Source organism: Muriicola jejuensis (assembly GCF_010671595.1).
Taxonomy (GTDB): Bacteria; Bacteroidota; Bacteroidia; order Flavobacteriales; family Flavobacteriaceae; genus Muriicola; species Muriicola jejuensis.
The window spans coordinates 358,653-376,879 of sequence record NZ_JAABOP010000002.1; the positions used below are offsets into that span (position 1 = coordinate 358,653).

The following is an 18,227-nucleotide window of genomic DNA, read 5'->3' on the forward strand; positions in this document are numbered from 1 at the left end:
TATTTGTAAGTTATTTACGGATTTGAGATAAACTCCCGGATATCGCGGGATAGTTTCTGGTAATCCGTCTCGTGGGTGTACATCATGTGCCCGGCCTCGAAGTAGGAGAAATGCACCCGCTCCGTGACGATCCCATTCCGGTTAAAGGTGTATTCGGCATCGAAGAAGGGACAGATAAGGTCGTAGTATCCGCTGGCCACCAAGACCTTGAGATCGGTATTTCGCCTCATGGTATCCCCTAGCATGCGGGCTGTATTCACGGGCATGGGCTCCCAATAGGTGCCCTCGGGGGCTGTCCTCCACCTCCATTGGTTGGCCAGTTCGCCATTGTCGGTCAGGTAAGGCCTGTCCATACGAACCTGGAGGGAATTGGCTAAATAGTGGTTCAGACCTGCGGTATAAGCTGAGGAGATCTGGTAGGAGGCAGGATCACCCAGGTGGGGGTTTTCTGCGACATCGTCCGATTCGTCCCCTTTAAAACGACCATCGAGCCGGCCGATTGCCAGGCCCTGGTCCTGCAGGAGTTGCTTCTGGAAGCGGGGGATGAGCACCCTGAGGTCGCTTTTGAGGATATAGGGCGTATCCAACCCTGTAAAGTAAGCCAGCTTTTCTGCCAGGGCCTGCTTTTCTGCAGGAGGGAGAAGGTTGCCTTTCAGGAGGGCAGGGGCATAGGTACTATAGGTGAAATCCCGGCATTCCTGTACAAAGGCCTCCAGAGTTTTGCCCTTCCCTGCTTTTTTGTGGTACCAGGCTGTGGCAGCCATGCTGGGCAGGTAGGTGAGGTAAGAAGTGATATTTCCGTGTACGGAGGTGGAACCGGCGTAGTCCAGAGCCTGTGAGATCAGAATAAGGCCATTCAGGGCCATATCTTGCCCGTCTCCTTCCAGGGTATTGGCCACTGCTGCGGCCCGGGTGGTGCCAAAGCTTTCCCCTGCGATATACTTGGGGGATATCCACCGGTTGTTCTCGGTCACCCATTGGCGCATAAAGGCAGCAATGGACCGTGCGTCTTCCATCAACCCCCAATAATCCTCTGTTTTGCCTTTGCCTACAACCCAACTGTACCCTGTGCCCACCGGATCGATAAAGACCAGGTCTGTAAGGTCCAAAATCCCTTCCTGGTTGGTCTGCAGACGGTAGGGGGCGGCCCCGTCATCTGCGTCTGCGTCAGAGGGGACTTTTACTAATTGAGGTCCCAGCAGGCCCATATGCAGCAATACGGAAGCTGAACCGGGTCCGCCGTTAAAGACAAAGGTCACCGGTCTGGTGGCCGGATTCGTCACTCCATTGCGGGTATAGGCCACGGCCCAGATGGAAGCGACCGCCTCACCTTCCTCGTTCTTGAGGTAGTGTTCGGCCGCGGTAGCGGTAAATGTCACGGTTTGCCCCCCATTCTGAATCTGGTGGCGGGTGACAAAGGATTGAGCAGGTGGTATGGGTTTGGCAGCTTCCTGCTCTTCCTGGGCGGTAGCATAAAACCCAACGAGCAGGCACAAGGGAATAAAAATCTTTCTGAACATAATGGAGTATAAAATCGATTTAGGCTTAGGCCTACCAATGTAAGTATTTTTTCAGGGAGTTAGTGGTCCCATTTCATGAGGAATGCAAATGAAGTGTGAAATTATAGAAAAGCGTAAAATCACATAAGAATCATGCCGATAAACGACTCCTTTTTTCGGTGAGTTGTTTTGGGGGTCTGTGACGTTCACCGATGATTTTCTGCACTTTAGCTATGTTCTCGCCAGATACCGAAAAATAAGGGTTTTTCAGCGAACGGCAACCCGTTGAACCCCCGGTCATCGCGTTTTATTTATATAAAACGCAAGACATGAAAACGCTCGTAACTTTCTTCTTCTTCTTCCTGATCGGCTTCGCTGCCCAGGCTCAAAATGATACTGCTGAGGTAAAGGTTGAAACTGCCAAAAAAGAGATCGTTACCGAAACGGCTAAAGAGAACAGCGTAGCCCGTCTGTATCGTTTTAAGAACAGCCGTATCAAAAAGGAGTTGTCTTTCAAGACCGAAAAAAGTACTTCTAAACTGGCTTAATTAATCCCGTCCAACAATTGGGTTCGCCTAATTGGATTGGATGTGTTTAAGAAATCTAATTTCAAGAATGACACTCCGGGCTATGATCCAGGCCAGGAAAAAGAGAGAAAGGATTCCCGAGATGAGAATATAGTTGTAGAATCCTGGTGAAAAAGCCGTTTTAAAGAACGGTAGTAATTTGATAAATCCGGCAATATACACCGCAAAACAAAGGGGAGTGATTACGTAGTTTACGCCCAGACGTATCCGATAGTGTTTTCGAAGGTAGGCTTTGAACGACTTATGGTCGAGGCGGATCAGTAGATTTTCCTTGCGATAAAGTGTGATACCTTCCAGGATGATTCTAAATATGAGACTGGAGATCATCAGGGTCAGCCCCAGGCTGAAATCATTCCATCGAGTTGCAAAAAAGAACGAATAAATGAGTAGGATCACAACGGTGGTGGAAATAATCCCAATGACCAAAAACTGCCCATGCCTCTGTTTCTTAGCTTTGGCGACAATATCACTAGAGGTGATCGTGGACGATCCTTTGCCTTGACGGTTCCAGATCTGGTTTAATTCTTCATTTTTCATGGGTTATACATTTTAATAGTGCTGTTCGGATTCTGCTCAGTCTTGTTCTTAAGGACCCGTATGCAAGTCCAACTGTCTGGGCAATGGTCGCTTGAGGGATATCTTCGAGTTCCATCAGGATCAGGACCTTGTTTTGTTCGTTCAATTGCTCGATACATTCATACAATTTGGCAATTTGATCGTCCTGAGTACCCCAAGGGTCTGCATCTATTTCACCTGAAAGACGATCTTCTCTTACGGGGGGGTGTTTCTTTCTTTTTCGAATATCTACCAGGCATGTGTTCACGGCAATTCGGTAGATCCAGGTGCCGATAGCCGACTCGCCCTTAAAGGACTTTCTGTGGTTCCAGACCCGAATAAATGATTCCTGCATCCAATCTCTGGCAAGGTCTTCATCTCCAGAAGCATAACCCAGGCATAACCTGTACACCTTGGGTCCGTGTGTGTTATAGATCTCATTAAAGTCCTTTTCCAGATTCATTTAATGTGAAGATAAAGCTCTATGAATTTGTTCGCTAAACCATTCGGGCTGATCTAGCATGAGAAAATGGGCTGCATTCTCAGCAATGATCAGTTCATACGCAGGTAAATTGGCGTATTGATTCCGGTATGTTTGCTCCACTGCCTCTCTTCCGAAAGGATGGTCTGCAGCAAGGATTATCACGGGGATATCAATTTTTTTAAGGTCTTCCCGCATATCCAACTTGAGATAATCTGTGTAACCATAGACATAGGTTTTCCGATCTGCTTCAAGGATCCAGGATTTTATCCGTCCCCGTCCTTCCGGGTTAAGACTCATGCCTGGTGTCATAAAACCTGCCATTTGCTCAAAGTCGGCCTCACTCATGTTGAGCTGCTGAGTGTTATACAGACTGTCGTAGGATAATTTTTCCGGACTGTAATCCGGGAACATCAAGGCACCGGCGGCCGGTAAGGCATCGACCAGGATAATTCGGGAAAGTCTTGCGCCTTCCCTGCTGGCCAGCCATGTGGCAATAGTTCCACCCAGACTGTGACCGATCACGGTTACATTTTTTAGATCCTTAGTCTGTAAATACTTTTCCAGGGCGTTGTTGATCTTCGGCAGCCAGGGAAATTCTAAGGGTTTCACCCCGCCGAAACCTGCAAGTGTGACCACGTGGCATTCATACTGTTTTTCGAGTTCACTAACCAGGGGATCCCAAATTTCTCCGGGGACTGTAAATCCCGGAATGAGAATGACAGGAGCTCCTTCTCCTGTGACTTTTACCTGAAAGGCCTCTGTATTTTCCTGAGCCCAGATTTGGGTGATTACAATTAAATTGAGTAATAATAAGGCGAACTTTTTCATGATTTCTTGTTTGATTTTTGTTTTAGATGCAGAAATCAGGAAATGTTACATTCCTTGTTTTTTTTCAATCCTTCTTCCTTTTGTTATATCAATCCAGCCCCCAATGCCAGGGAAAGCAGGATCAGCATGATGGCCACGGTGACCTGCAGGAAACGCAGGGTCACTTTTTTTAATAGCCGGTTACCCACGAAGGATCCCGCAATACCGGCCAGGGTGGCACAAAGGACCAAAGGCACGTAATCCCCAAGGCCGGCGGTGGCAAATTGGGTGGCATATACACTCAGACGGGTAAAATCGACCAGGGTTGAAATCACCACCGCCGTCCCAATAAATACTTCTTTAGTGAGACCTGCTTTGATCAGGAAGGCGCTTCGCAGAGCCCCCTGGTTGCCTGAGAGTCCGCCAAAGAAGCCGCTCAACGCCCCTCCCAAGGGAAGTTTGTCCTTGCCGAATTCCAGTTTATTGAACCAGGGCAGCAGGTCCATGGTCGCGAAAAGGATGAGGAGGATAGAGATCAGGAATTTAATGGGATATACCTCCATGTGTTTCCCAAAGGCGTCATAGACGAATAAGGGTTGTACATCGTTGATATTCAGAAGCAACCAGGCACCAAAAAAGGCAGCGATGACCGCCGGAATCCCAAAGCGAAGCAGTACATCTTTGTTTGCATTCCGGCCCACCAGGAACAACTTATAGATATTGTTGAAGAAATGCACCACGCCGGTAAGGGCTATGGCCAATTCCACGGGAAAGAAGACCATAAATACCGGGGTGAGGATGGTCCCCAGGCCAAATCCCGAAAAGAAGGTCAGGATGGCCACCAGAAAGGCCGTCACGGCAATGATCACATATTCCATAGGTCGACCTAAAAATACACGATTTACGGAATTATAAGTTCAGAAAGAGAGAGATTCGCGATTTTCGATCGCTCGTATCTATTCCTAGGCTGACGGTACTTGGAAAAGTGGCATGATCTCCATCCATTTGGTCGGCTCTCCATTGATCTCGTACTGTCTGGACTTTTTAAAAAGGGCCGTAAGGGCACCGATACCTGCTCCCACCGGGGTACCCAGTATGAATCCTGCCAGAATACCCTCTCCGGCCGTGTATCCGAAGATCCAGGCATCCGGGTCTGCTTCTGCGGCAAAGGTCACTGCGGCGATGGCTGAAGCTGCGGAGGCTCCGATAAGCACATTATGGCCTACAGAATGCTTGGTTCTAATAAACCCCACTTCTGAAACGTTCATTTCACGTGTCTCATCCCCTCTGATCACAGTGATCGTACTATTTGTAACTCCAACCACGCGGCCTTTGAGGACCTTTTTGCCTTCCAGGTTGTAAATGCGGATGAAAGGCTCTTTACTCACAGATTTATTCTGGGCCTGAAGTCCGAAACAGAGCAGCGAAATGCAGAATGCAGAAATTATTTTCAAGGCTGATAAAGTTCTCATATGGTTCAGAATTTAAGTGTGGATCTTTTCAGGTCATATCTGTTTAGTAAACTTTTCTTCAACCTCAGTCTGCGGAGGGGGAATTATGGCTTTTTCTTGTAAGTGTAGTTCCCGTGCTGTTTATACCGGTACACTTTGCCTTCCGCATTGCGCTCAAACACCACGGTCTCGCCCAGCTCTCCGTCATCACGTACCCTTCGGAAGGTGTCTCCATCCACGTGTTTAAAAAGACTGATATCATCCGCCGGATCACCGGAAGGGAGATTAACCATCAACAGTTGTCCCTCCCAACTCCCAATGTATTCCTCGCTTCCCCACGGACGGGCATCGTAGTGTCCGCTGTAATCTTCGAAGGGGATATCGCTGTTGGCTGATTTGCCCGACTTCACCTTGTTGAGGATGGCGTAGATCCCGCTGCTGTATTTATTGGGGTTGGTGCCCCCGGCATTGATATTAACGGCATAGGCCCGCTTGTTCTTCAGGTCGAGCTGAAGGGTAGACCTGTACCCGGGGCAGGACCCCCCATGTCCCACCCAGGTAGTCCCGTTGGCCCCTTTGTACACTACAAATCCGAGTCCCCAGCTGTTCTTCCAGTTGGGATCCATAAAATGTACCTGCTGCATGAGCTTCAGGGTAGCGGGTTTGAGGATCTCAGCAGCAGTGGTGTCCCGCAGGCGGAACTGCCAGGAAGCGAACTTCCCGAGGTCGAGTACATTGGAGGAGTAACCGGCGGCTGCCTGTATGCCATTGGCCTGAAAAAAGTTGACCGGAGGGCGATCGCCCTTGCGGTTCAGGGCGCTGTACCCGATTGCCAGCTTGTTCCCGTACAGATCTTTCGGGAGGTTGGTTCGTGTATGATCCAGTTGTAAGGGCGTAAGGATATGTTCCTGCACATAAGAGCTATAGGACTGTCCGGAAACCTGCTCTACGATCTCCCCGAGCAGGGTAAGGGCCAGGTTACTGTATTGATAGTAGGTGGAAGCCGGATACAGGGTCTGCTGATCCTTCAGTCCGCTGTAAACCTCCTCCCTGGTGGGAAAAGGAAAATCAGGCCCCGTCCAGTAAGGGGCATTGGCCTCCCTGGGCAGGCCGGAGGAATGTGTGAGCAGGCTGCGCACGGTGATGGGCCCGCTGTCCGGGAATTGCTGGTTCACGTCGTATGCCGGCAAAAGGTCTTCCACAGTGTCGTCGAGCCGGAGCTTCCCTTCTTCGTACAGGGTCATGACGGCCACTGCCGTAAAGAGTTTTGAAATGGAACAGATACTGCAGAGTGTTTCGGGGGTCATGGGGACCTTCTTTTCCATATTGGCCTGGCCAAAGGCCCCGGACCAGAGCACTTTTTGGTCTTCGACCACCGCTGCAGATATCCCGGGGAGTTTTTCATAGTCTTTCTGGGCGTCGAGCCAGACCTCGATCAGTGCAAAGGCCTCGGAATAGTCTTTAGAGCTCTCCTGCCCCCGGCATGGCAACAGTAAGAAACAGAGGAAGATTAGAGAAAAAAGGTTTTTCATGATGGTACGGTTTGTCAGGTTCTCAATAAATGTAGCAATTTCTTCGACTTCTCAGTCAGATCTATCCATGTGATGAGGGTGGAATTCTTTTGGGATAAGGAAATAGATATTTTTCCCTTGATTTCATCCCGATAAACGACCCCTTTTTCCGGTTACCTGTTTTGGGGGTTCGTGACGTTCACCGATGATTTTTTGCACTTTAGCTATGTTCTCGCAAGATACCGAAAAATAAGGGTTTTTCAGCGAACGGCAACCCGTTGAACCCACCGGCACTGCGTTTTATTTATATAAAACGCAAGACATGAAAACGCTCGTAACTTTCTTCTTCTTCTTCCTGATCGGCTTCGCTGCCCAGGCTCAAAATGAAACTGCTGAGGTAAAGGTTGAAACGGCCAAAAAAGAGATCGTTACTGAAACTGCTAAAGAGAACAGCGTAGCACGTCTTTATCGTTTTAAGAACAGCCGTATCAAAAAGGAGTTGTCTTTCAAGACCGCTAAAAGTTCTTCTAAACTGGCCTAGGATTAAACTCCACTATCCCATGCCCGGTGGTTTGAGCATCACCCAACTCGCATGTACAAGCTGCCATTTGGAATCGATCAGAGCGTAGACCACTGTCGCCGCCCATTGGGCAGAAGGAGATCCGTCCGGCATTGTAGGATGGTATCTATATGAAAGAATGACTACATCCCCATATTGCCTGGCCTTCAGGCCCACCAGCTCGTAGTTATGGGGCTGCAACTGGGCAAAGGTTTCTTTGACATATTCCCCTATCTTTTCTTTACCCTCGATCTGGTCTTGTGCCCCCAGGTTGTCAAAATAGATCTGATCCTTGTGTGCATGTATGCCATAACCCAGGGGGTTGGCTTTGGACCATTGGTTTAAGGCTTCCTTTTCCAATGTAATAACATGTTCTATAGTTTCCATGACATCAGGTTTTTATAAATTGAGTTAGATTCATTTTATCGAGAAGGGTCCTGAATTCGGGTTCATCTTTTAAGGCATCAAAAATCGGGTCGACCCCCAAATAGGGCATGTTAGGATCCCGGATTTCATATGCCTTTTTTAAAAAGGTCATAGCCTTGTCCCTGATCCCTGCCCGGGTATACAGCGTAGCGATCTGCCAGGGGGTGTGATAATTCCCGTCGGGATTGTCGATCTTAAACTCTGCTACACTGGAAAGTGCCTTTCGGTAGCCCCCCTCTTTATATCCTTTTTCCAGTGCTTCGGCAGACCGGGTCTCCCCTTTTTCCAGATAGGATCTTTTAAACATTTCATAGGACTTTTCATATTCCCCCAGGTTGAAATAAACGGACCTTAGGGTAGAGTAGGCAACGGGATGGTTCTTCTTGTCTTTAAGGATATCCAACAAGATGGCCTCGGCATTCCGGTATTTCCGTGCGTAGTTCAATATCATCCCATAAAGAGACCGTATGAGTTCATTGAAGGGGTCGAGCTGGATGCTGATCTCAGCCTCTGAAACCGCCTCTTCCAGCCGGTTGGTTATGGCCAGCAAATGTGCGAAATAAGCCCTGCCCTTTGTGTTGTTGGGATTGATTTCAATAGTCCTCTTAAATGCTTTATAGCCTTTATCCCATTCCCAGTCGATCCACACGTGGAGGGATCCCTTCCAGAAATAGGATTCAGCATTTTCGCCCTCCAGAGATATGGATTTATACATATTCTTGTAGACATGCGGCAAAGCATTACTTTGGTTTACGTACCCCATTTGGGTCCTCCCGAGCCAGACTCCGGCCAGGGCGGTATAGGCCGGGGCAAAGTTTGGATCCAGTTGTATAGATTCCGAGAAATACTCCAACGCGCTGTCCAGGCTTTCTTTACTCAGCTGTTCCCAATGGTGAACGCCCATCAGATAGGTCTCATAAGCCTCCGGTATTACCTCGTAAAATTGGTCTATTTGGTCGCTTTCATAACGGGTCAGTTTGGCATCGATCTCCCTGATGATATCCTTGACCAGTTCATTATACATGGCGAAGACATTCCTGAGTTCCCGATCATAGGATTTTGCCCAGAGATGCTCCTCTGTCCTAATGGTTTTGATTAGCTGAACCTGTATCCTGATTTGGTCTTGGTCCCTGAGAACCGTGGCCTCCAACAGTGCATCTACTCCAAGTTCCCTGGCTATGTCCAGCATGGCCGCAGTAGTGTTGCGATACCGCAGGGTGGACGTTCTTGATATGACCCTCAGGGAGTTGATCTGAGCGAGCTCGGTGATTAGGGCATCGTGTATCCCGTCTACAAAGAATTGCTGTTCAGGTTCCGCTGAAAGACTGTGAAAAGGCAGCACGGCGATAGATTCAATGATATCGGAGCCTGTGAGTTCCTTTTTTCTCTGTCTGGAGGTCCTCGGGAATTCCGGGTCTGCAATGGAATAGGTATTTACTGGCGATGAGACATTTTTAAGTGAGATCTCTCCTAAATTTTCAAAGAGGATATCGCAATCCTTTTCTATGGCATCATGGACCTTTGAGGAGATAAAGACTCCCCCCGGGTCGGCAATGGACTGGAGCCTGGAGGCGATATTTACACCATTTCCAAAAACATCGTGGTTGTCTATTGTTATTTCCCCGAAATCTATCCCGATCCTGATCTTGCAAAGCATGAACCTCGCTTCGAGTTGTATATCCCGCGCGCAAAAAGTAGCCTCAAGAGGGCTGTTAAATTGAGCAAGAATACCGTCACCCATTTCCTTAATGACACGGCCGTTGTATTTTTCGATCTGCTCAATATGGATAGCTCTGCTCTTACGCAACAATTGGAGCGTTTTGCCTTCGTCCTGTCCCATCATAGTCGTATATCCAACGATGTCCGTGAACATGATAGCGGCAAGCTTCTTTTGTAACGACTTCTGCATAACGTGAAGGATTGGTTGCAGGGGTCTTGCCAAGCGACTTCAAAATAAGCTATTATTCTCAGATAGAAAAGGACAAATCATTGAATATTAATAATTTAGAATGTTTCCTGCTATAGGGATTCAGCTCTGATGTTGACTTCAAAGTAGATAAATCGATCATCGGGTCATATGCAGCGTATTTAAAAACATGAGTTCACTAACAATTAGCTCAAAAAGTACCCGGATTTTGATACGAGGAGAAAACAAATATTTCAATTTGACCATTAGGGTATAAAATACATGCCGACAAACGACCCTTATTTTCGGTGAGCTGTTTTAGGGGTCTGTGACGTTCACCGATGATTTTTTGCACTTTAGCTATGTTCTCGCCAGATACCGAAAAATAAGGGTTTTTCAGCGAACGGCAACCCGGTGAACCCCCGGTCATCGCGTTTTATTTATATAAAACGCAAGACATGAAAACGCTCGTAACTTTCTTCTTCTTCTTCCTGATCAGCTTCGCTGCCCAGGCTCAAAATGAAACTGCTGAGGTAAAGGTAGAAACGGCCAAAAAAGAGATCGTTACTGAAACTGCTAAAGAGAACAGCGTAGCCCGTCTGTATCGTTTTAAGAACAGCCGTATCAAAAAGGAGTTGTCTTTCAAGACTGCTAAAAGTTCTTCTAAACTGGCTTAATTTTAATCGGGTAAGTTTTCAGCCATTACTTCGAATGCCTATGCTTCTTCTTTTCCTTCTTCAGCTTCACCTTCTAACGACGCTTCTTCCTCTTCCTCTTTGGAAAGGGAATGTTGCAGGATGTTTATCTTTTTCAGCTTGGCCTTCCAGGTCTTGAGGGATTCTTTCTGCCGGTTGATCTTCTCCACCACTTCCCTAACAAGGGGGTTGTCTTCAGAGGCGTTGGAAAAGAACTGCAGGTTGTTCTCGAGCTGGTTGATCTCGCTCTTGCCTTCGTCTATCTTGCGTTTGATAAAGGTCCGTTCCTTCCGCAGGGCATAATCGTCATAGGTAGAGGCCAGTTCCTTCAGTTTATTGCCGTATTTCATGAGCTCTGCCTCCTTCGGGTCTATTCCCAGTTTTTTCAGGACCCCATCCACCACCGTGTTAAACTTGCCGTTGATACTTTTCTTGTTAAAGGGTACCCGGCCGATGACCCTCCATTCGGCAATCAACGCTTTTATCGAAGTCAGGTCTTCCTCCCTTGACTTCCCTGGAGAAAAGGCCTGTAATTTATCCAGGCATGCCTTCTTTTTCTCGAGGTTTTCGGCTTCCTCCCCACTAGCCTTGTTCTTGCTGGCGTGCATGCGGTCAAAGTAATGATTACAGGCAGTCTTGAATTCCTTCCACAATTTATCGGAGTATTTTCTGGGGACGTGGCCGATCTTCTTCCAGTCCTGCTGTATCTTTTTCATCTGGGAGGTCACGGTCTCCCAATCGTCCGAATCCTTCAGGGATTCCGCCACTTTGACGAGTTCGCGTTTTTTATCCAGATTGACCTGTTGTTCCTTCTTCAGGTTCTTGTAGTATTCGTTCTTTTTGCGGTTAAAGGCCCGCACGGCTTCCTTGAATCGGCTCCAGGTTGCTTCGTTGTCCTTCTGGGGCACCTTCCCTGCAGAAAAGAAGGCGGTCCTCAGGGCTTCCATTTCCCGGATCTGTTTCTGAAGGCTTTTATGGTCTGAAGCCACGTGTTCCCCAAGAGAGGCAATGGAGGCAATGATCTCGTTCTTTTTGAGGAGGTTTACCTCAAATTCCTTTTCGAGCTCCTTAAAGTGCTCCTGTCGCCTCTGGTGCATCGCTTTGGTCGCATTGCTGAATCGTTCCCAGATCGCATCCCTGTGCTCCTTGTCTACAGGCCCGATATCCTCCTTCCAGATCTTGTGGAGGGTCTGTAATTCACGAAAAGCCTTGTTGAGGTCTGGTTCATCCGCCAGGGCCTCTGCCCTTTGAACGAGTTTCTCCTTCTCCTCCAGGTTATATTTAAAATCCAGGTCGCGCAATTCCCGATTCAGGTGCAGGAAGTCGTAAAAGATCTCTACGTGGTGGTGGTACGTACGCCAAACATCGTTGTAATTGCTCCTGGGCACGGCCCCTGCATTCCTCCATTGTTCCTGCAGGTCCTTAAAATTCTTATAGGTGGTATTGATATCCTCCTCTACGTTTACGAGCGACTTGAGTTCCTCAATGATCTGAAGCCTCTTCTCCAGGTTCGTCTTAAGGGTCTGTTCCAGGTTGCGGTAGTAGGCGTTCCGTTTTTCCCTGTAGTCCGAATAGACCTCGTTGAACTGTCGCTTTGCGACGGAATTGTATTTGAAGTCTGCTTCGTTCCCCCCGTGACTCACGAATTCCTCCTTCTTCTCCTCGATAAAATCCTGGAATTTCATGTCGAATTCGGATTTGATCGCATCCACGTGGTTTTTGATGGCCTGTACTTTTTCCGTGCGGATCAGGCGCTGTAGTTCCCCGACCAGGTTCTCCATGGACATGGCGTGGTAGTCTTGCATGGGGATGTGATGCCTGCGGTGGTTGTCATCATCTTCGGCGTCTTCGGCATTGGTATCGTCGATCTCATCCAGTACATCCTCCTCTTTCCCCGATCCATCTTCCTTCTCGGTCTTCTCTTTCCCGGCCGCGGCGACTGGCTCACCCGCTTTTTCCATAGGGGACTCATCCTCAGCCTCTGAAGATGTTTTCTTTTTTGATTTGGCTGTGGTTGACTTCTCCTTCGTGACCTCAACTTCGGTTTTTGAGGTTGCCTGCTTTTTAGTCTTGGTTGCGGACGTTTTGGTTACGGCCTTTTTGGCGGGTTTCTTTTTTTCCGACTCTCCGGATGTTTTCTCTGAGGTCAAATTTTCCTCAATAGTCTCCGGTGTTTCCTTTTCCCCTACATCCGAATGTAGTTTCTCGTCTTTTTCTTCCAACATGATTGTCTGGATTTAGTGCGCATTTGGGATTTATTCCCTCTGTAAGATACTAACAACCCTACAGACGACAAAGGTAATCAATGATCTTTTACACCGGGCAGAAGGGTGTTCCAGGACTCGCCGGTTCAGCCGGTCGGTCCCTGCCGCCAGATCTCCCACGCTTTTTGTGCCTGGAATTCGAGCATTGCGAGACCGTTGGTGGCAGTTGCCCCCTGTTTTTCCCCTGCCTTCATAAAAGCGGTCTTTTCCGGGTTGTACACCAGGTCGTAGAGAAGGTGCTGAGCCCCGAGATATTGATAGGGGAGAGCCGGTTTTTCCTCCACCCTGGGAAAAGTTCCCAAAGGGGTGCAATTGATGATCAGGGTATGTTTCTTAATCCGATCTTCAGAGAGTGCATCGTAGGCCCATTGCCCCTCCCCAGGCTGGCGTGAGACCTTTATGTAGTCTATTCCGAGTTGTTTCAGGCTGAAGGCGATTGCCAGGGAAGCCCCTCCTGTGCCCAGGATCAGTGCATGGGAGTGATTTTGGGCACTGAGAAAGGGTTCGAGAGACCTCCGGAATCCGTAGGCATCCGTATTGTAGCCCTCCAGGCCTGTCTTGGTAAATTTCACGGTATTCACCGCCCCGATCTCCCTGGCTTCAGGATGGAGCCTGTGCAGGTAGGGGATGATCTGTTGTTTGTAGGGGATGGTGACATTGAGTCCGCCCAGGTCCTGTTCCTCCTTCAAAAGGGTTTCGAGATCTGAGATGTCCTTCAGGTCAAAATTCTCGTATGACAAGTGGTTAAGCCCCTGTTCTTTAAAGAACCGGGTAAAATATCCTTTGGAAAAGGAATACGAAATATTCCTTCCCAGGAGGCCGAATCTATTTTTTTTCTCTGTTTTTTCCATACCATTCCAAACCGATCAGGATCAGTACACCCAGCACAATGTACCCTATGGCCCACCATGTTTCCGTATCCGAAGGCTCCGGGAGGAATCGCTGGTAATTCCTGATCACGGGGTCCCCGTTACTGTCATATAACAGCTTACCTAGGGCGTCCTCGGCAAAGATAGTCCTTTTCCAGGGCCAGACCACCCCGAGGCTTCCGGTTATGAACCCGATAATAACAGCCGTGGTGACGTGCCTGAAGTGTTTGAGTACATAGCCAAGCAGGTGGGACAGGGTCACGAGTCCGGTGGCAGATCCCAGGGTAAAGACCGCCAGTATTTTCAGGGTTCCAATGCGTTCGCGGTTTGAGGTGAAGCTGAAATCGCCTTTGATGACCTCTGCGATGGTGTCATAGAGGGCGTTGACGGAATCCACCAAAAGCAGGACATAATTTCCGAGAAGTATGAGGATAAAGGAACCGGAAAGTCCCGGGAGGGTCATTCCGGAAACGCTGATGATCCCGCAAAGGAAGATAAAAAGGAGGTTGTCATTTTCCCGGGCCGGACTCAAAAAACTGATGGAGATCCCGGCGATCAGGCCGATCGCCCCCCAGGTTACGGTCTTTCGGTTCCAGTGTTCAAAATCCTTGGCGATGAAATAGATGGAACCTATGATCATCCCGAAGAAAGTCGCCCACACGTAGAGCTCCTTGGTTTCCAGGAAATAATCCAGGAGTTTGGATACGCTGAAATAGCTTACCAGCATCCCGAAGATGAGCAAGGAGAGGAAGGGGCCGTTCACATAGCGGTAGAAGCTTTTGAACCTCCCGTTGATCAGGAGCTTGAAAGCCTTTAGGTTGACCTTCTGGAGGGAGTAGATGAATTCTTCGTAAAAGCCGGCCACAAAGGCCACGATTCCCCCTGAGACTCCGGGTACCTTGTTGGCTGTACCCATGGCGAGGCCCTTGATAAAAAGGAATACCTTGTCCACAAAGGATCTGGGTTGATGCATGCCAGTAGGTCTTTATTTTTTTGCTGCGAGCTTTTCGAGCATAAAAATAAGCGAAAAACCTGCGATAGCCAGTAGAATTGCCCAGAGAAGTTGTGGTTCTCCGGGATAGGAGAGGGGAGAGACGTTCTCTTCCAGGACCGGGATTCGCTTTTCATCAAAGATCCTGCTTTCGAGCACCACTTTCCAGGGCCAGATCTTGCTCAGTGATCCTATGATAAAGCCGGTCAGCAGGGCCAGAGTGAGGTCTTTGTAGTGCTGAAACATCCATTTCAGGAGTCTGGCGAAGGACAGCAACCCAAATAGGGCCCCGAGGAATACCGTGCCAATGATAAGAAGGTCCCGTTCGTGGACGGCATCCAGGACTGTTTTGTAAGATCCAAGCAAAACGAGGATAAAAGCTCCGGAGATACCCGGGAGGATCATGGCGCAGATCGCCAGGGCACCGGACAGGAAGAGATAGGGCAGGCTAGATGTGTTCTCTACCGGGGGGAGTTGGGTGATGTAATAGGCAATGGCAGCTCCCAGGACCAGCATCAGCAGGGTGGCCAGTTTCCAGGATGAGATCGCGCGGGCGACGAAGATCACACTTGCGACCACCAAACCAAAGAAAAAAGACCAGAGGAGGACAGGTTCGTTCTCCAGAAGCCAGCTGATGAACCTGGCCAGGGTGATGACACTGAGGGCTATACCGAGAAAGAGGGAGAGCAGGAACTTGCCGTTGACCTGCTTCCATGCGGCCGAAATTCCTTCCCTGGGAAGGGTCTTTACCACGGCCGTCCCGATCTGGTTGATGGAATAGATCAGCTCTTCATAGATTCCCGAGATAAAGGCAATGGTGCCCCCGGAGACCCCGGGTACCACATCGGCGGCGCCCATGGCCATACCCTTGAGTGTCACCACTAGATATTGAATGAGATTGCGGTTCCCCATGATTCAGAAAAGAGCAAAAGTAGGGCTTTTATTTAGAAGCCTTCTGCACGCTTTCTATAATATTCCTGGCCCAGACGGAATCGTAAAAGGAAGGAAATTCTTCTTTGAAGATCTCCACCATCTCTATATCCTTTTTTAGCGCTTTTCGGAACCTGTACTGGGCTTTAACGGGGTCATTGGCCATCAGGTAGAGTCCGGCCATCTTATAGAGGATCACAGCCTCCTCCGGATAGAATTCCAATCCCTGCAACAGGATTTCAATGGCAGCTTCTATCTCCTGGTTCTGAGTGACCACCTCCGCCCAGTTGAGCCAGGTGTCGAGCTCGTAATTGCCCAGGTCTACGGCTTGTTTGAAGGCGAAATCAGCCTCGTCGTAATGTTCCAGGGCTGCGTGTATCCGCGCACATTTTTTCCAGTATTTGGCGTTCTCCCCGTCAATATTGATGGCTTTGTTGATGTAGTAAAGGGCCCTGTCGTATTTGTGTTTCTTGAAATAGAAATTGGTGATCGCGAGCCAACCCTTGTCCAGCAGGGGATCTTCATGTACGGTCTGGTAGAAATAAAATTTGGCCAGGTCGTCATTGTTGAGTCTTTCATGGCACTTTCCGATCCTGAGATAGGCATGGGAAGTAGGATCGTCAATGGTGATGGTGGTCTCGTAATTCTCAATGGCCTCATTGTACCTGCCGAGCTTCTCGAGCACCTTCCCTTTTTCAAAATAGGCACCGATAAAAGTATCATCGGAAATAATGGCAAAATCAAAGGCTGCCAGGGCGGGTTCGTACATTTTGAGGGTAAAGTACTGTTTTCCCAGCTGGTGCCAGGCTACCTGGCAGTAAGGGTTGCGTTCCAGGTATTCGTTCAGGTAGGCGATGGCCCCTTCGAAATCCTCCAGGAATTCAAAGCAATAGATAACGTTGTACAGAGAAGAATAGTCCTGCTCGTCAAAAGAGACGCATTTCATAAAATGGACCTTGGCCTGCTCATAGTCGTCCATGAAAAGGTATTCCATGCCCAGAAGGGCGTAGATGTCAAAGCTGTCTTCTGTAAGAGAGAGCGCCTTTTTCAACAGGGCGACGGCGGCTTCGTGGTTGTCTTTTTTCGAATGGATGTTGGCGCGTTGAATGTAGATCTCCTCATTGGTTCCGTCCAGCAGCTGGAGCCTGTCCAGTATCTTTTCAGCCTGTTCCAGGTTGTTCTCGAAGACCATGACCTCGACTTCCAGCAATTTGAGTTCCATGGACTCCGGATGCTGCTGCAGGCCGATCTTGATAGCCTTTTTTGCAAGGGAGATCTTGCCGCTGTTCAGATAGTGGTGGATGATGTCTTCGAAGTCTTCGGCATCGAAGAAATAGACATCATCTGTCTTTAACATGGATTCAAATTTGGTAACGGGCTGGTTCGGTTTCTCGTTAGGATCTAACGCCATAGGAACGTGCTTGGTTAATCTATGGACTTAAAAATAGTTTTTATAACCACTTTTATGTCCCCCAGGGGCCTATATTATTAACAAATTAGTTAACAACTTATTGCTTCATGCCTTCCAGAACCTCCAGGATGATCGCGCATCCCTCTTCGATTTCCGCCTCGGAAATGGTCAGGGGAGGGGTGATCCTCACTGCATTTTTTTCGAAAAGCAACCAAAAAAGGACGAGTCCTTTTCGGGCGCACGAAAGTACTAAATCATTTGCGATTACACTACTTTTCATCATCAAACACAACATAAGGCCTTTTCCCCGGATCTCACTGATCAAGGGGTGTTTGAGTCGACTCCGGAAAAGCGCTTCTTTTTTAAGGGTATCCGGGATGAGGGTGGTGGAGGTCAGCTCCCTAAGCGTCGCCAGGGCGGCGGCGGCAATGACGGGATTTCCCCCGAAGGTGGTGATGTGACCGAGCATGGGTTTGTCCTTCAGGGTCGCCATCATTTCCCCGGAAGCGGTAAAGGCGCCTATGGGCAGGCCTGAGGCCATCCCTTTACCCATGACCAGGATATCGGGTACGATCCCGTGGTGTTCAAAGGCGAAGAGCTTTCCGGTCCGGCCGAACCCGGGCTGTATCTCATCCAGGATAAGGAGGGCCCCTGTCTGGTCACACCGTTCCCTCACAAGCCTGAGATAATCCCCCTCGGGTTGTATGAAACCGGCCCCTCCCTGTATGGTCTCGAGGATGACCGCAGCCGTTTTTGAAGTGATCCTGTCGAGGTCTTCTCTCCGGTTGAACTCGATATGCCTCACAGCGGGCAAGAGCGGCCTGAAGGGCGCTTTACGCTCCTCGTAGTCCATCAGGCTGAGACTCCCCATGGTATTGCCGTGGTAGGCGTTCTTAGCCGCGATGATCTCGGACCTGCCCGTATATCGCCTGGCCAGCTTCAGGGCCCCTTCAATAGCTTCCGTTCCCGAATTCACGAGGTAGGTGGTCTCCAGGCGAGCCGGTAGCTGTTGAGACAGTTCTTTAGTGTATTCAACTGCCGGAGCCTGCACGTATTCCCCGTAGACCATAACATGCATATAAGACCTGGCCTGTTCTTCCACAGCCCTGACCACGGCCGGATGGCAGTGTCCCAGGCTGCAGGCAGATACACCGGCCACAAAATCCAGATGTGCATGACCCTGCGTATCGTAAATGTAGCTTCCCTTCGCATAGGAAATTTCCAGCGCAAGCGGATGGGGGGTAGTTTGGGCCTGGTATTGAAAGAAATCCTTCTTCATATT

The 18,227-nt window shown here is 49.0% G+C and carries 18 protein-coding genes; 3 read left to right on the forward strand and 15 right to left on the reverse strand.

The features are described from left to right. Nucleotides 1-14: 14 nt before the first annotated feature. Nucleotides 15-1,520 carry a S10 family peptidase gene (locus GWK09_RS09680; protein ID WP_163693124.1) on the reverse strand — a complete coding sequence of 502 codons (1,506 nt, stop codon included), beginning with the start codon at nucleotides 1,518-1,520 and terminating at the stop codon, nucleotides 15-17. Nucleotides 1,521-1,828: 308 nt separating this feature from the next. Between GWK09_RS09680 and GWK09_RS09685 the strand changes: the two genes are divergently transcribed. After that, entirely contained in the window at nucleotides 1,829-2,047 is a 219-nt protein-coding gene (locus GWK09_RS09685; protein WP_163693126.1) for a hypothetical protein, read from the forward strand. A 27-nt stretch (nucleotides 2,048-2,074) separates the two neighbouring features. Here GWK09_RS09685 and GWK09_RS09690 read toward each other — a convergent pair whose 3' ends face one another. The 6 genes from GWK09_RS09690 to GWK09_RS09715 form a co-directional block, all read right to left on the reverse strand. Continuing rightward, nucleotides 2,075-2,623: a hypothetical protein gene (locus GWK09_RS09690; RefSeq protein ID WP_163693128.1), complete on the reverse strand. Its 549-nt coding sequence runs from the start codon at nucleotides 2,621-2,623 to the stop codon at nucleotides 2,075-2,077. After that, the gene (locus tag GWK09_RS09695) at nucleotides 2,613-3,104 is read right to left on the reverse strand and encodes an RNA polymerase sigma factor (protein ID WP_163693130.1); all 492 of its coding nucleotides are present in this window, start codon (nucleotides 3,102-3,104) and stop codon (nucleotides 2,613-2,615) included. Before GWK09_RS09695 ends, GWK09_RS09690 begins: the two co-directional genes overlap by 11 nt. Beyond that, complete coding sequence (locus tag GWK09_RS09700; RefSeq protein WP_163693132.1) at nucleotides 3,105-3,953, reverse strand: alpha/beta fold hydrolase; 849 nt, start codon at nucleotides 3,951-3,953, stop codon at nucleotides 3,105-3,107. A gap of 83 nt (nucleotides 3,954-4,036) precedes the next feature. Then, complete coding sequence (locus GWK09_RS09705; protein ID WP_163693135.1) at nucleotides 4,037-4,810, reverse strand: sulfite exporter TauE/SafE family protein; 774 nt, start codon at nucleotides 4,808-4,810, stop codon at nucleotides 4,037-4,039. 84 nt (nucleotides 4,811-4,894) lie between these two features. Then, complete coding sequence (locus GWK09_RS09710) at nucleotides 4,895-5,404, reverse strand: hypothetical protein (RefSeq protein ID WP_163693137.1); 510 nt, start codon at nucleotides 5,402-5,404, stop codon at nucleotides 4,895-4,897. 83 nt (nucleotides 5,405-5,487) lie between these two features. Beyond that, on the reverse strand, nucleotides 5,488-6,915 hold the full coding sequence (locus GWK09_RS09715) for a serine hydrolase (protein WP_163693139.1): 1,428 nt from the start codon (nucleotides 6,913-6,915) through the stop codon (nucleotides 5,488-5,490). Nucleotides 6,916-7,216: 301 nt separating this feature from the next. Here GWK09_RS09715 and GWK09_RS09720 point away from each other — a divergent pair, with 301 nt between their 5' ends. Then, a complete protein-coding gene (locus GWK09_RS09720; RefSeq protein ID WP_163693142.1) occupies nucleotides 7,217-7,435 on the forward strand; it encodes a hypothetical protein in 219 nt (72 codons plus the stop codon). A gap of 12 nt (nucleotides 7,436-7,447) precedes the next feature. On the opposite strand, the gene GWK09_RS09725 is transcribed toward GWK09_RS09720, so the two are convergent. Next, on the reverse strand, nucleotides 7,448-7,840 hold the full coding sequence (locus GWK09_RS09725; RefSeq protein WP_163693144.1) for a nuclear transport factor 2 family protein: 393 nt from the start codon (nucleotides 7,838-7,840) through the stop codon (nucleotides 7,448-7,450). A 4-nt stretch (nucleotides 7,841-7,844) separates the two neighbouring features. Further along, the gene (locus tag GWK09_RS09730; protein ID WP_163693146.1) at nucleotides 7,845-9,788 is read right to left on the reverse strand and encodes an adenylate/guanylate cyclase domain-containing protein; all 1,944 of its coding nucleotides are present in this window, start codon (nucleotides 9,786-9,788) and stop codon (nucleotides 7,845-7,847) included. A 455-nt stretch (nucleotides 9,789-10,243) separates the two neighbouring features. On the opposite strand from GWK09_RS09730, the gene GWK09_RS09735 reads away from it, so the two are divergent. Further along, nucleotides 10,244-10,462, forward strand: coding sequence for a hypothetical protein (locus GWK09_RS09735; RefSeq protein ID WP_163693148.1), 219 nt, complete (start codon nucleotides 10,244-10,246; stop codon nucleotides 10,460-10,462). A 38-nt stretch (nucleotides 10,463-10,500) separates the two neighbouring features. On the opposite strand, the gene GWK09_RS09740 is transcribed toward GWK09_RS09735, so the two are convergent. The 6 genes from GWK09_RS09740 to GWK09_RS09765 all read right to left on the reverse strand — a co-directional run bounded on the left by GWK09_RS09740 (nucleotide 10,501) and on the right by GWK09_RS09765 (nucleotide 18,224). Continuing rightward, a complete protein-coding gene (locus GWK09_RS09740) occupies nucleotides 10,501-12,705 on the reverse strand; it encodes a DUF349 domain-containing protein (RefSeq protein WP_163693151.1) in 2,205 nt (734 codons plus the stop codon). A gap of 125 nt (nucleotides 12,706-12,830) precedes the next feature. After that, a complete protein-coding gene (locus GWK09_RS09745) occupies nucleotides 12,831-13,595 on the reverse strand; it encodes a shikimate dehydrogenase family protein (RefSeq protein WP_163693153.1) in 765 nt (254 codons plus the stop codon). Then, a complete protein-coding gene (locus GWK09_RS09750; RefSeq protein ID WP_163693154.1) occupies nucleotides 13,570-14,586 on the reverse strand; it encodes a DUF368 domain-containing protein in 1,017 nt (338 codons plus the stop codon). The genes GWK09_RS09745 and GWK09_RS09750 overlap by 26 nt, the downstream gene beginning before the upstream one ends. A gap of 12 nt (nucleotides 14,587-14,598) precedes the next feature. After that, nucleotides 14,599-15,516 (reverse strand): DUF368 domain-containing protein, encoded by a 918-nt coding sequence (locus GWK09_RS09755; protein WP_163693156.1) that lies wholly within the window; start codon nucleotides 15,514-15,516, stop codon nucleotides 14,599-14,601. Nucleotides 15,517-15,544: 28 nt separating this feature from the next. Further along, a complete protein-coding gene (locus GWK09_RS09760) occupies nucleotides 15,545-16,945 on the reverse strand; it encodes a tetratricopeptide repeat protein (RefSeq protein ID WP_163693158.1) in 1,401 nt (466 codons plus the stop codon). A gap of 97 nt (nucleotides 16,946-17,042) precedes the next feature. Further along, complete coding sequence (locus GWK09_RS09765; RefSeq protein ID WP_163693161.1) at nucleotides 17,043-18,224, reverse strand: aspartate aminotransferase family protein; 1,182 nt, start codon at nucleotides 18,222-18,224, stop codon at nucleotides 17,043-17,045. Between the last annotated feature and the right edge of the window lie 3 nt (nucleotides 18,225-18,227).